This is a genomic window from Bifidobacterium sp. LH_743 (assembly GCF_056355775.1).
Window position 1 is genome coordinate 17,566 of the sequence record NZ_JBKESZ010000007.1, and the last position, 15,508, is coordinate 33,073.

Below are 15,508 nucleotides of genomic sequence, written 5' to 3' on the forward strand. Positions count from 1 at the left end.
TTGCAAACACCCTTCGGCGTTTCGCGAATCCCCTTTTGGGGGCACCCTAACGTCAAACGTTTTATACTGCGCTTTCCAGTGTCTCAATGGTGTGAAGCACTGTTTCATAAGTCAATATTGACGTCGTGACACCGTGCTTGCATGACAGTGGCGGCAGCCGGGATAGGGTAGTGACTGCCGCCAACCTGAGATTGTGCTTAATCATGAAGTGAGGGATTATGCATAAGCGCAAGGAGTCAACGACGAGACGCTGCGTGAAAACGTTTGCCGCCATGCTGGTGACATTTGCTACCATGCTGGCGTGCGTATTGATTGGGCCCGTACATGCGCAAGCCGCGGAATACAACATCGGCGAGCTCGGCTGGGTGGACAAGGATTCCTCCAAGCTGACCATCGTGTCCGGCGGCCAAGAAAAACCGTTCATCTCCGGCACCACCGTCGACTATGGCGATGAAATCAACATGCAGCTGCATTGGAGCGTGCCGAACAACATCACCGTCAAATCGGGCGATACCTTCGTCTACGATCTGCCCGAGAATCTGACCTTCCAATCTGGGCAACAGTACGACATCATCAACGAATCGGGCGATGTGGTCGGGCATTATGTGATCAACGGCAATCGCATGGTGGCCACGTACACCCGCGGCGAGGACGCGGGATCGAACGTCACCGCGTACGTGACGGTCAAAGGCACCATCAACTCCGACAAAACCGGCGGCAACAACGGCGGAGACAAGACGTTCTCATATCCAGGCTACGGCGACGTGACGCTGAAAGTGAATCCGAAGCATGAAGTGAACGCTTCCAAATCCGCGGCCATCTCCACCTCGGACCCCTCGAAGTGGGAATTCGTCATCAAGGTCAATTCCGTTGGCACCAACCAGAACGTGCAATTGAACGACACCATGGGCGAGCTGATGAAGTACAATCTGAACAGCATCCGTATCTGTACCGACGCGGATTGCAAGCAGCCGTATAGCGGGACGTGGAGTGCCACGTCGGCGGCGGATAACGCCGGATTCAACGCCACAATTGGGTCCATGGAGGATGGCGAAACGCTGTATGTGCGCTACACCGTGACCGCTGACCGCGCCACTCTCGTGGCGGCCTGCAAGCAGGCGGGCGATTGCTCGCAAGTGCCCGGACTGAAGAACTCCGTGGAATACCACAGCGATGACAACACGGACCACAAAAAGACCGAAAACGCCATCTGGGTCACCTACAAGGACTGGTCGGTGACCAAAGGCGGCACCCAAACGACGATAGCAAAGTCCGATCCGCAACCAGGCGACCCGAACAACAAGAAGGACGTTCCAGGTATCCAATGGACCATCAACATCACCAACGGCACCGACACCGACATTTCCGGAGCCGGCATCAAGGACGCGTTGGGCAACGGGCTGGAAGAGCCATCTGGCGATGTGATTCTGACCTGCAGAAAAGCCAATGATTGGAAGACACAGTGCCCCACAAACGCTCCGGGCGCATTCAAAAGCGATTCGTACAACGACCAGTGGTCCATTAAACTTTCCTGGAAGGATCTGGTGAACGGCGCATATAAGTTGCCGTCCGGCTTCGACTCCTTCGCCATCACCTACACCACCGAAGTGACGAACGCGCCCAATGCCGACAGTGGCGAACATAGGACCTACACCAACGATGTGACGGTCACGCCGAAAGATCACCCCAGCAAAGGCGCCACCGGCACGGCGGACGTCGGCAAGGACGTAGTGAAGCTTGTCAAGAAGTGCACCTCCCCGGGATCCGAGAGCAAGAACCTCACATGGGTGACCTCGCTGACCGCATTGACCGCGATGAACAACGTGGATCTCAAAGATACCCTCGATCAGAAGGGGGGACGGCTCATCCGCTGGATTCCAGCAGAGTCTGGTGCAAAACAGCATCGTCGCGTATGCGGACGAGGCGATGACGCAGCGCATTGATGCCAGTGCCTATTCGATTATGTCCACGGACCATGGCTTCACTATCACATTCAAGCATCTCGATGCCAACCAGACCGTGTACGTGGCCTACCAGTCCACCGTCAAGGATGGTGTGACCGCCGAAACGGTGTACAACACCGCCGAATCGAAACATAAGACGGCAACGGCAAGCCATACTCACCAAGGTGACAATCTGAAGAAGATGGCCGTGAACCAATGGTATGACGAATACGGATACGGCCAGACCGCCAACGCAGCCGGAGTGCTGCGTTGGCTGCTGACCGTGCACGATCTGCCGGAAAAAGCCCAATCGGTGACAATCAGCGATACATTGCCTGAGAACACCATGTTCGTACCCGGTTCCGTCAAAGCGGTGAGCCCCAATGCCAAAACCACCACATTGAGTGGTGTATCGGCCAAGGACAACGGCGACGGCACAGTGACGTTCACCATATCGCCGGGCACGGCCGCATTCAAGCAGGCCACCACTTCAAAAGGCCTGCAAATTGTCTATGACACGCGCGTCGACGCGTTGAAAGCGCAGGAAGGCTACCACGAATACACCAACAAAGCGCATATCAGCGTAGACGGCAATGATCAGACAGACCAGTCCTACAAGCTCGGCATGGACACGCCGAAGCTGGTGAGCAAGCGGGGAACGTACAACAAATCCACGGCGCCGAACGTCAACTATACGGTGAAGATTAATCCGGGCGCACAGACGCTGAACAACGGCAAAGCTCTGACCTTGACCGATACGTTGAGCAGCGCACTCGATCTGCGTATGGACAGCATCCTCATCGCCGACTCCGCCTCGGGAAAGCAGATCAATGGCGCGACATGGTCATATGAGCCGAACTCCAAGAAACTGGTCTTCTCCATTCCGGACAAGCGGGCTGTCACCATCACATACAAGGCGACCGTGCAGCTCAAAGCCGGAGAGAAGATTCAAGGAGAAACCGTCCACAACGAGATTCTGCTTGAAGGCGTGGATGCAAGCAAGGGCAGTGCTGGCTCCACTATCACCGGAACGGTGAAAACGGCCCAAGGCGGCATGACGTTCGACAGCAACACCCTGCAAATCTACAAGTACATTGATGGCGATACCGGTCGGCCGGGCGCCAATGCAATGTTCGAAGTGCAGGAAGTGGACGTGGACCTGACCAAGTGCAGCACGGCAGCTGAAACCGCAGGCAGGAAGACCTGCTCCGGCACTGTGGGCAACACCGTGATGAACAACCTCACCACTGGCACGACCGGCTATTCCAGCCAGGTGCAGCTGAATGCGGACCACATCTACAAAGTCACGGAACTTACGGCCCCGGGAGAAAAAGCCGACACCACCGACAGCGCGTACGAGAAAGCCAAGCCGCTGTATGTGGTCTTCCCCGGCAATGATGCGTGGATTGCGGACTCGAAAACATACAATGGCAAATACGACAATCTGGTCATCTCCGATAATAAAGGCGACTCGGGCTCTTTGACCGTGGCCGTGGCCAACAACGCCACGTTGGGCAACTACCTGTGGTATGTCAACAACAACCACAAGAAGAAGACCAAGGTCAGCATCGCCAAATTGGATGCGGCCGATATCAACGTTCCGGTGGCGGGCGCCTCGTTGAAGCTATCCAAATGGGGGTCGTCCGAAGCACCGGAAGCCTGGTCGAATTGGACTGCATCAATGCAGGGCGTCAGCAAAGATTCCACTGGTACCGCACTGATTTGGACTACCGGAAGCACCGGGAAACAGACATTCGAACTGCTGCCTGGACGCTACTGGCTGGAGGAAACCGCAGCCCCTGACGGATACCAAACCATGAGCCCGATCACTATCACCGTGGGCGCCGACGGCGTCGTGACGGTCAACGGCCATAACGTGACCGACAAGAACGGCATCGGCCAGATACAGGCCTTGGACGCGCCGAAAACCACGAATCTCACCGTGAACAAGGTGTGGAACGACAACGATGACCAGGACGGCAAACGCCGCACCGTGACCTTCGACCTGTACCGCAAGCTTGCGGAAGAAGCCGATTATACGAAGGTGGACGGCCAGAGCCGAGACGTCAACGTCAACGCCGGTGATTCCGCCGCATATTGGTTCGACCTGCCGGTCATGGTGGACGGCAAGCAGGCCGAATACAAAGCCGTGGAAGCCACCACGATCGATGGATACACAGCGCAATGCACCGATCCGGCCTCCGCGGCCGACGGCAGCGGCATGGTCATGACCTGCACCAACACGCATACGCCGGAAACTACCAGCCTCGGCGTGAACAAGGTGTGGAACGACGCCGATAACCAGGATGGAAGCCGACCGGACTCCATCACCGTGTATCTGGTGAAAAACGGTGTGAAAACCAACCGGTCAGCCACGTTGAACGCAGCCAATAATTGGAGCAATGACAACGCATTCACCAATCTGCCCGTCTACGAAAACGGCATGAAGATCACCTATGGCGTGCAGGAGGATGTGCCGTCCGGTTACACCGTCACCACAGACGGCGTCGACAAGGACCACGACAACATCACCCTGACCAACACCCACCATCCCAACAACGAGAAGGTGTGGTTCTCCAAGCAGAGCCTTGGGGGGCAAGAACTCGTCGGCGCGACGATGAGGCTCACCGGAACGTTGGACGATACGACGGAAACCTTCACCGCCCAAACATGGATTTCCGACGGCAGCCAGCAGAGCTTCACACTGGAACCGGGCATCTACACGTTGACGGAAACCAAGGCTCCTGCGGGGTATGCGAAGGCCGATGACATCGTCTTCCGCGTGGATACCGGCACCGATGGCAAGTTGCAGGTCCGGATACGGCAGTCCGACGGCAGCTACGTCGTAGCGGACGACAGCCTGATCACTATGGTCGACGCGTACCAACCGCATCGCGTCACCATCGCCAAGAACAGCCTGACGGACGGCATCACCAACATTGCGGGCGCAAGCATGAGCGTCACAGGACGCACGCTTGACGGCAAATCCATCAATTCAATCACATGGACCACCAAACAGGGGCAGTCGCAGCAGCTCGATTTGCAGCCGGGCACCTACACGCTGTCCGAGACCGATCCGCCGGCAGGCTACACGAAGGCCGATGACATCACGTTCAGCGTCGACATCAACGGCAAAATCACTATGGATGGCAAGACCCAGACGGACGGGACGCTCACCATGGTGGATAAGCCCGACACCAACGGCATCTTCTTCTCCAAAACCGCGGTAGGCGGCGGGGCCGAACTCGCCGGAGCCGAATTCAGCCTGACCGGCAGCACATTCGAAGGCAAAGCCATCGACCCGATCGCGTGGACCAGCGGCGGAACGCCGAAGCGGTTCATGCTCGAGGATGGTGTCTACACGCTTGCCGAAACCAAGGCCCCGACCGGATACGAGGCGGTCAAACCGCTCAAATTCACCGTAAGAGAAGGTCAGGTATACATCGACGGCGTGCTGCAAAGCGACCGCACCATACGCGTGGAGGACCGCATCGCCACCACCATGGTGCGTGTGCGCAAAGTCTGGTCCGACTCGAACTATTCAAGACGCCCGGAAACAGTCACTTTTCATCTGCTGCGCAATGCCAAGGAGCTGACCGACAAACAGTACACGGTCGAGGTAGGCAATTCCAGCTCGTGGACGTATACGTGGACCGATCTACCTCGATACGATGCGAACGGAGAGCGCTACAACTACACCGTGGACGAGGAGACCGCACAAGCGCTTAAGGATGGCTCCTACCGAGTGTCGATTACCAAGCGACCGTATCAGGACGGCGCCGAATACACGGTGCTGAACGTGCGCGAGCCGGACGCCATCAGCGCCAAGGTGACCAAAACCTGGGAAGACAACTCCGACAACGACGGAAAACGGCCGCGGAAGCTCACCTTCCACGTGTGGGGCACCAGTGAGCAGCCGAAGGATCCGACGGACCTGACCCAAGGCTTCGAAGACAAAACCGAACAGATGATCGTGCAGGATGTGAACGTGTCCGGCGACCAACAGTCCTGGGTCTTCGAAGGGCTGCCCAAACTGAACATTTACGGTAAGCCGTACACGTACACCGTCACCGAGGAGAACGTGGACGGTTACACGATAAGCGGATGCGCCACAGATGGGACCGGCGCCGCTGGGGCCGAAGGCAAAGGATGCGTGCTCAAGCCGACGGATTCCTCCACCGACAAGGAGAAGGACTTCCAAGTGACGAACACGCACACGCCGGAAACGACCACGCTGAGCGTCACCAAGCAATGGGATGACAATGCTAACAGCGATAACGGCAGACCGGCAAGCCTGACCGTCTGGGTGCTGTCCAGCATCTGGAACAACAAGGCCAACGAGCCGTTGCCGGGATGGCCGGTACCGCAGAACAACAGCATGTGCTCGGCCCCGACTAATGCGAACGCCAAGAATCCGGTGGGGGTCAGCTGCGCGGTGCTCACTGCCGCAAATGCCGTAACCGGCAGTGCGAAATCCTCCGAAACGGGCGAATCATCCGGTTCGGGCGCGACGAATACCTCTTCCGACGAATGGGTCTATACGTTCGAGAACCTGCCCAAGTACTACAAGGGCAAGGAGATCCATTATTCCGTGACCGAGGAGGCCGTGGACGGCTACAAACCGATATCGCTCACCGGCGGCAAAGACGTGGCGAAACCGCAAAGCAGCGCAACGGCGGATGCAACCACGACTGACGAATCATGGCAGTATCAGCTGACCAACAAGTACACAGCGGTCAAACTACCTTCCACCGGCGGCAAAGGCGATGGAACCTGCATGCGGGCCGGACTGATTGCGTTGCTCGTCGGCGCGCTGTGCCTGGTCATAGCGCTGCGTCGTAAGGAAAGGAACTGACGATGAACCAGCATGTGCACCATACTGCACGCCGCATCACGGCCGCTGCGATCGGACTGGCGCTTTCCTGCGCGGGGCTTGGCTCGCAAGCCGTCGCGTACGCCACACAACCGGCGGCGACCGACGTGACAGTGATCGCATTCCAGCAGAATTGGAAGACCGTGGCCGAGGAATGCACGAACACATACGGGCCGGAAGGCGTGAAATACGTGCAGATTTCCCCGCCACAGGAATCCGTGCAGGGCACACAATGGTGGACCGTCTACCAGCCGGTCAGCTACAAGCTCAACTCGCGCTTCGGTACCGAGGATGAGCTGAAAAACATGATCAAACAGTGCAACGCGGCCGGTGTGGACGTGATAGCCGACGTGGTGCTCAACCACACCACCGGTCATGACGTGTCCTGGGTGGATGACCAATATGGCGTGGACGGCACCGCATACAACGGATCCTACGGGCGCTATCCAAGCATGGACCCGTATGCGGAAGGCGGCACGCAAGGCCTCTACCAGTACCAGGAAAGCGGCAACAACCACCAGTACGGTCTGCCAAGCGGGGACTTCCACACCTGCAAGTCCAACGTCTCCGACAATATCTCCGACTACACCAACGCCGACGAGGTATGGAACTGCAGACTGTCCACCATGTGGGACATCAATACGGGCAACGGACGCGTGCAGAACATACAGGCCGATTATCTGAACCGGTTGTGGCAGGATGGCGTGCGTGGCTTCCGCATCGACTCCGCCAAGCATATGGATCCGGACGACATCGCAGCCATCAAACGCAAATTCATGGACAAGGCCGACATCAATGGCCAGTCGTTCCCGTGGTCGCAGGAAGTGATCTACCATCAGGGTGAATCAAGCAAATTCGCTCCCGAACGGTACGAGAAGAATGGCGAAGTGACCCAATTCTCCTACGCGTATTCGCTGCTCAAGGACTTCAACGGCTCCATCACCGACTTGAAATACATCACCTCCGATTTGCTGAAACGCTCCGACGACGCCACAGTGTTCGTGGCGAACTGGGACAGCGCCCGCGGCTCTGAAACGCTGAGCCCCACATCCGGCGCCCGCTATGAGCTTGCGAACGCGTTCATGCTCGGTTACGACTACGGACATCCGAAGATTCTATCCGACTACTACTTCGACAAATCCACGCAATACGACGATGGAGTGAAGGACACGTCCGACACCAAAGTGCCGTACGTGGACATGAACGAGGCATGCGCCACATCGAAGGATCCGACGCAGATGACCTACGGTGACTGGAACTGCCAGCAGCGTTGGACGTCGATCCGAGGCATGATTCGCTTCCACAACGCCGTCAACGGCACGAAAGTGACGAATTGGCAGGAACGTGGCGACAACAACATCGCATTCGACAGGGCCGCCGACGGTTCCTCGACGGCGAAAGGTTTCATGGCCATCAACAACACCTTGCAGGATCATGACGTGGATTACACGACGAAACTGCCCGATGGAAAGTATTGCGATGTGTATGCGTCACGCGACTGTTCGAAGACGGTGACAGTGTCCGACGGACATATCAAAACCACCATCGGCAAGCGCAGCGCAATCGCACTGTATCAAGGCGCCGCGGCGGAAAGCGATTCCGGCAAGGGACAGTATGAGCCGCAATACAGTGATTCGCCGAACAGCACGCTGATCGGCGACAAGACGCTGACCGTGTATTACAAGCCGAAGCGGGATGATGTCGCCGTGCCGGAACTGCACTATCAGAAGGCCGACGGCACGGAACAGCGCATATCGATGAAGGCCGTGGATGCCGCGGATTCCACCGATGCGCATGGCTGGTACAGCGCCAATCTGCCGGAAGGTGCGAATCTCGCGGCGGCGAAGTTCTACTTCGCCGAAGGTGCGGACACGGACCGTCCGGACGGTAACGGGTGGTATCAGTCGCAGGTCGGCGACACCATGGTCAACGTATGCGACGGCACCGTGAACCGTGGCGTGCCATACGCGCGCACATACGCCAGTCAGCATGCCGGTCAGACCAAGGTGACCGTCAACTTCAAGCCGACCGATTCCGTCGGCGAACACGCCACCGGTGTGCAGGTGTGGACGGATGATCAGACGAAGTCCACGTATCTTCCGTTCGGCGCGACTGGCAACGGTTTCGGCAAGATCGCGCAAGGCTATGTGGATGGTGCTCAAAGCCAGGTGAGATTCCGCATCGTCGATGGCGAAACGGCCACGGCCGCATCCGTGGGAACCGAGGACAGTTACTCGGCGAGCACGTGGAAACTCGACAAATTCGCCAACGCGTACGTTGACGGCGCCATTGAGGCATGGGTGGACGGCAACCAGCCGCAAACCGCTTCCGACAGGTCTCCAGAGAAGGCGTCACCGGCCGCCACGCCGCAGCCGAACGACATCAAGAACCCGAAAACGCTGACCATCAAACTGCACTATTACCGTGCCGATGGCAGATACCAGGACTACGATATGGAGTCCGACACCTGGAAGGGCTGGGATCTGTGGAGCTGGTACAAGGAAAGTACCAGCGGCGTGGCCACGCCGTTCAACGGGCACGACGACTTCGGCGAAGTGGCGGAATACAAGCTGTCACAGACCGGCAAGGGCGTACGCGATCCTTGGTTCATCATCCGTAACGGCGGTTCGTCATGGACGGGCAAGGACTGCGACGACAACGACCGTCAGATTCCCGAATCCGTGATCAACGTGCCGGCCGGAAATCCGGATGAGGGTACCGCGGAATTCTGGATTCTGAGTGGCGATCCGACCATATACGCGCATCCGGTGGCTGCAACCGGCGTGACCTTTAACACGCAAGGCGGTTCGTCGGTGGGCGCGCAGACCGTGAAAGTGGGCGGTACGGCGAGCGAACCGGCCGCGCCGACGAAAGACGGCTACAAGTTCGTGCGCTGGACCACCGACGCGGCCGGCACCAAGCCGTACATGTTCGGCACTCCGGTCAACGCTCCAGTGACGCTGTACGCGCAGTGGGCCGAAGCTCACAAAGTCACGTTCGACACGACCGGCGGCAGCGCGGTCGAAACGCAGCTCGTTGGCGATGGCGAAGCAGCCTCGATACCGGCTGCGCCGACCCGCGAAGGATACACGTTCACAGGGTGGAGCGCGAGCAAGTCCGATGGCACTGCTTACGATTTCAGCACGCCGGTGACCAAGGACGTGACGCTGTACGCGCAGTGGACGCCGAACACATACACCGTGACCTTCAATACGAACGGCGGAACATCCGTTGCCTCGGCAAGCGTGCAGTATGAACAGACGGTGGCGAAACCAAGCGATCCGACTCTTGACGGTAAGGAGTTTGTCGGTTGGACCACCGACGAGGCCGGCACCAAGCCATACGGGTTCGGCACGCCGGTGACCGGCGACCTGACCCTGTACGCCAAGTGGTCGGATGTCGGCGAAACCTACCGTACCGTGACGCTGAACCTTAGCGACGGTGCGGGTTATCCGCCGACTGCGTTGCAAAGCATGACGCTGTTCGTCAAAAACGGTGAACGGCTTACGATTCCGGACCCCGCACCTACCCGCGACGGCTATCGTCTGGCCGGCTGGACCACCGACACGGCACGCCAGAACGACTATGCGCCCGACTCCGCGGTGACCGGCGATCTGACCCTGTACGCCAAGTGGGTGAAGACCTGGACCGTGACCTTCGATTCCCAAGGCGGAACGGACGTTCCGTCGCAGACCGTGGATAATGGAGGCCAGGCCGTGGCGCCGGATCCCGCGCCCACCCGCGACGAGTACAAGCTCACCGGATGGAGCGTCGAACCGACCGGCGGCACCGCATACGATTTCAGCACGCAGGTGACTGCGGATGTGACCCTGTATGCCCAGTGGGCACGCACCGCACACCAGTGGACCATCACATTCGACCTCAACGGCGGTGCCGCGCCAGATGGAAAAGATGCCGGTAAACTGTATGCGGCCCAGAAGGTCTACGACGGCGATCCGTTGATTTCCCCGACAAAGGATCAGATGAACGTTCCGGTGCTTGACGGCTATGAATTCCAAGGCTGGAGCACCGTCCGCAACGATGCGTTCGCCACCAGCGTCCTCTCGTTCGACGAGGACGGCAGATCGCTGATGCCGATTGACCGTGACGGCACTGTGTACGCGCTGTGGACGAAGGCGGGAACTGTGGCCAAGCCGCCGTCTGTAACGGCTGGTTCCGGCACGGGGTCTGCAACGACGACCGGTGTGTACGCTGATACCGACGCCGGGCTCAACGGACTGGCCATGTTCGAAGCTGTGGTCCGGCAGCCGGGCAAGTTCCCGAATACCGACTTCGGATCGATCACCAAGGAATCCACTCCTTGGATTGATTGAGCCTGACATGATTCATGCGCATGTGGGCGTCGCGGACGTTTGATTCGCGGCGCCCACATGCGCATTGATGACGTTGCGAGAATGGGGCCGAAGTGTGTGGGCAAAATGGGCTGTCCATTTGCTGAGCTGTTTTGGTCCGATAGATGAATCACTGACTAGAGTCGCGTGCTATGAGTGATTCTGCAAAGAAGTACACCATCGCCGTCATTCCGGGCGATGGCATTGGCAAGGAAGTGACTCCGTGGGCCCAGAAGGCTCTGGAGAAGGCGGCAGAAGGCGTCGCCGAATTCGAGTACGAGCATTTCGACCTGGGTGCCGAGCGTTACCTGCGTGACGGCGCGATCCTTCCGGAAGAGGAAGAGGAGCGCATCAAGAAGACCGACGCCATCCTGCTGGGCGCCGTTGGCGACCCGCGCATCAAGGCCGGCATTCTGGAACGCGGCCTGCTGCTCAAGCTCCGCTTCGACCTGGACCAGTACGTGAACCTGCGTCCGTCCAAGCTGTACAAGGGCGTCACCTCGCCGCTCGCCAACCCAGGCGACATCGACTTCGTCGTCGTGCGTGAAGGCACCGAAGGCCTGTACTGCGGCGCCGGCGGAGCCGTCCGCCGTGGCACCCCGAACGAGGTGGCCACCGAAGTGTCCATCAACACCGCCTACGGTGTGGAGCGCGTGGTGCGCTACGCCTTCCAGCTGGCCATGAAGCGCAGGAAGCACGTGACCCTCGTGCACAAGAAGAACGTGCTCGTCAACGCCGGCGACATGTGGCAGCGCGTCGTCGACAAGGTGGCCGCGGAATACCCGGAGGTCACCCACGACTACCTGCACATCGACGCGACCACCATCTTCCTGGTGTCCAACCCGTCCCGCTTCGACGTGATCCTGACCGACAACCTGTTCGGCGACATCATCACCGACGAAGCCGGTGCCGTGGTCGGTGGCGTCGGATACTCCGCCTCCGGTTGCATCAACGCGTCCAACGAATACCCGTCCATGTTCGAACCGATCCACGGTTCCGCCCCGGACATCGCCGGACAGAACAAGGCCAACCCGACCGCAGCCATCCTGTCCGCCGCCATGCTGCTCGAGCATCTCGGCTTCGACGATGCCGCCAAGAAGATTCATACCGCCGTGGAAGCCGACATCGAAGAGCTCGGCTCCACCACGCGTTCCACCGACGAGGTCGGCCGCGACATCCTGGCGCGCATGTGAGAAATGGCATGCGACGACATGTGACAGCATGTGACGGTTTGGACATCCAAAGAATCGGATGATTCCGGTTCCCGTCCCGTCTTGTGAGACGTCCGCCGAAAAGGGGTTTCCCGAATCGGCGGGCGTCTTCGCATATTCAGGGATTTTTCAGGGGCACCTTACGGTGAAACCGCATAAAAAACGGGCAAACCTTAGGATACTGTTGAGGCATGAGTGATAACAACGCCGATTTCAACGGCAACGGTCAAATCAACAATCCAACGTCGAGTGATGCGACCCAGGCCGATTTTGGCCAAACGTACGGTTCCGCGCAAAGCGATGCGCAGATGCGCGGTCCGGAAACGCAGCCGGGCGTCTCGCCTTACGGCCAGCCCGTCGATTCCGGCCAGCAGCCGCAACCGAATTACAACCAACCGCCTTACGGCCAGCCCGCATCGTCGGCTCCGTCCTACGATTCCAACGCGGGCTCGTATGCGCAATCCGGCTACAACCAATATGCCCAACCGGATTATGGGCAATCGGCATACGGCCAGCAGCCGTCCTATAATCAGCCGTCCTATGGCCAGCCGAATTCCGACCAATCGGCTTCATCCTACGATTCCAACGCATCGTCCTACAGCCAGTACGCGCAGCCGTCCCAGCAGCCGGCCGCTCCGGATTTGCCCTACGATCCCAACGGCGCATACGGCCAGCAGTCCTACGGTCAGCCATCCTACGGCCAACCCGCCTATGGCCAGCCGAATTACGGCCAGCAAGGTTATGCGTCCTACAACCAGTCCGCTTACACGCAACAGCCCGCCTACGGCCAGCCCGTCCCCATGGGATACTCACAGAAGTCGAAACTGGCCGCGGGACTGCTCGGCATCTTCCTCGGCGGCTTCGGCGTGCACAACTTCTACCTGGGCAACACCGGCAAAGCCGTCGCGCAGCTGCTGCTGACCCTCATCGGCTGGGTCATTGTCATCGGCCCGGCCATCTCCGGCATCTGGGGCCTGGTGGAAGGCATCATGATCCTCGCCTCCCATACGGGTTCCCAATGGCATCGTGACGGCAAAGGCGTAGAGCTGCAGGATTGATGGCCCGAGGACTCTACAAACAGCCGGGCGGCAAACTCATAGGAGTCACCGTCCGGTTTCCCCATACGTTGCGAACGGACGGCACGAGCGCCGTCGAATGCCATATCGATGGCGATTTCTTCCTCGACGGCGACGAAAACGAGACACAACGGATGCTACGTTCCATGGAAACCACGTTGGAACGATGCGCCGTCGAACATGCCGACGAACCAACGGCGGCAGAAGAAGCAGCATCCATCGCCATCGAAAAAACGATGCTGGACCATACCGACGTGCGCATCGTCGGCATGGACGCGCAAGGCATCGCCATCGCATTCCGCAGAGCGATCAACGACATGACGGATGGCGATGATGGTCCTTTCGCGACCACAGCATCGACCAACGGCACGTACGGAAAGAAGCGCGCCGGTAGCAAGGCATCGGAAGCACGCCAACAAAACGTGCGGCCCGAAGCGGATGGCAACCAAGGCGAATACGCGCAACGATGGCGTGCGCTGCGACCGCGGATTGTGCACGACATTCCGCGAAGTCCGCAGGAGCAGATGGACATCGACGTCACCTGGGCTCGGGAAGTGGCCGAAGGAACCCGCGAACCTACCCTGCGCATCTGGGAATGGGCCGCTCCGGCCGTGGTCATCGGCAGATTCCAATCGCTTGAGGACGAAGTCAACGTGCGGACCGCGCGCGAGGAAGGATTCCAAATCGTACGCCGATGCACCGGCGGGGGAGCGATGTTCATCGAACCGGGCAACACCATCACATACTCGCTATATGCGCCGCTCGATTTCGCCCACGGCATGAGCATCGAGGAATCCTACAGACTTTGCGACCACTGGCTCGTCGAAGCCCTGCGCGGACTCGGCCTCGACGTCCGCTTCGCCGGAATCAACGACATCGCCACCCAACACGGCAAACTCGGCGGAGCCGCGCAACGCCGCTTCGCACCCATGAACGGCGGTCCGGGCGCCATACTGCACCACGTCACGCTCGCCTACGACATCGACGCGGAGAAAATGACACGCGTACTGAACGTGTCACGCGAGAAAATGTCCGACAAGGCGGTGAAATCCGCCGTGAAACGTGTCGATCCCATGCGCTCGCAGACCGGCATGAGCCGCGACGAGGTGGTTGAGTGGCTGGTCGACGCCGCCAGGCGAGTTACAATATAGCCCGATAAGCCCGAATGGTCGAAGGCGTCCGTCTTGGCAGACATTGGATGGACGCCGACGATGGGTCAACGAAAGCGCGTCGGAACGGAGGCACATCGATGGTCACCCCGAATGGAGTCAACGGAATCAATGGCTTCGACGGTTTCGACGATGAACGTGAGACGCTGTTGCACACCGCGTTGTTCAAGCAGGTTTCGCCCGAAGAGGCGGAGGAGCTGCTGCCGCACCTGCGTCACGCCGAATATTCCAAGGGCGATTTCATCTTCCGTGAAGGGGATACCGACCATCGCATGTATTTGCTGGAGGAGGGGCGCGTCAAGCTGATCCGGCAGGCCTCCGACCGGCGCGTGCAGCTGCTGAGCATCCACGCGTACGGCGAGGTTTTGGGCGAGATTCCGGTGTTCGACCCGCATGGCGGGCCGCGCACGGCTTCGGCGGTGGCGATGACCAACGGCACGCGCGTCGTCTGGCTGGAACGCGACGCTTTGTTCGCCTGGCTCGACGAGCATCCGCGTGTGGCCGTGGACATGCTGCAGGTGCTGGCCCACCGCATGCGCAGCAACAACGAGCGCATCTGCGATCTGGTGTTCATGGACGTTCCCGGACGGCTCGCCAAAACGCTGCTCAACCTGGCATCGCGGTTCGGCGAGCCGGTCGAAGCGGGTTTGAAGGTTCCGCACGATTTGACGCAGGAGGAGATGGCGCAGCTCGTCGGCTCCTCGCGTGAAACGGTGAACAAGGCGTTGATGGATTTCGCCAACCGCGGGTGGATAGCCAGGGAAGGCCGGTCTATCATCATCTACCAGCCGGGCATGCTGATTCGTCGATCGCGCAGATAATTTCGCACAGATAATTTTCGGTTGATTCCCAGTTTTTTCTGCGAAAACGGCGGTTTTGTGAGA

At 59.2% G+C, this 15,508-nt stretch carries 7 protein-coding genes; all 7 read left to right on the forward strand.

What is annotated here, in order from left to right:
- Positions 1–218: 218 nt before the first annotated feature.
- Positions 219–1,943, forward strand: coding sequence for an Ig-like domain-containing protein (locus AC1ATL_RS08390; RefSeq protein WP_476569884.1), 1,725 nt, complete (start codon positions 219–221; stop codon positions 1,941–1,943).
- Positions 1,891–6,798 carry a Cna B-type domain-containing protein gene (locus AC1ATL_RS08395; RefSeq protein ID WP_476569885.1) on the forward strand — a complete coding sequence of 1,636 codons (4,908 nt, stop codon included), beginning with the start codon at positions 1,891–1,893 and terminating at the stop codon, positions 6,796–6,798. Before AC1ATL_RS08390 ends, AC1ATL_RS08395 begins: the two co-directional genes overlap by 53 nt.
- 2 nt (positions 6,799–6,800) lie before the next feature.
- On the forward strand, positions 6,801–11,150 hold the full coding sequence (locus AC1ATL_RS08400) for an InlB B-repeat-containing protein (RefSeq protein ID WP_476569886.1): 4,350 nt from the start codon (positions 6,801–6,803) through the stop codon (positions 11,148–11,150).
- Positions 11,151–11,320: 170 nt separating this feature from the next.
- Positions 11,321–12,361, forward strand: a complete 1,041-nt coding sequence (locus tag AC1ATL_RS08405) for a 3-isopropylmalate dehydrogenase (RefSeq protein ID WP_432623734.1) — start codon at positions 11,321–11,323, stop codon at positions 12,359–12,361.
- A gap of 209 nt (positions 12,362–12,570) precedes the next feature.
- On the forward strand, positions 12,571–13,437 hold the full coding sequence (locus tag AC1ATL_RS08410) for a TM2 domain-containing protein (protein WP_476569887.1): 867 nt from the start codon (positions 12,571–12,573) through the stop codon (positions 13,435–13,437).
- Positions 13,437–14,606, forward strand: a complete 1,170-nt coding sequence (locus AC1ATL_RS08415) for a lipoate--protein ligase family protein (protein ID WP_432623730.1) — start codon at positions 13,437–13,439, stop codon at positions 14,604–14,606. Before AC1ATL_RS08410 ends, AC1ATL_RS08415 begins: the two co-directional genes overlap by 1 nt.
- A gap of 98 nt (positions 14,607–14,704) precedes the next feature.
- The gene (locus tag AC1ATL_RS08420; RefSeq protein WP_432623728.1) at positions 14,705–15,445 is read left to right on the forward strand and encodes a Crp/Fnr family transcriptional regulator; all 741 of its coding nucleotides are present in this window, start codon (positions 14,705–14,707) and stop codon (positions 15,443–15,445) included.
- Positions 15,446–15,508 lie beyond the last annotated feature (63 nt).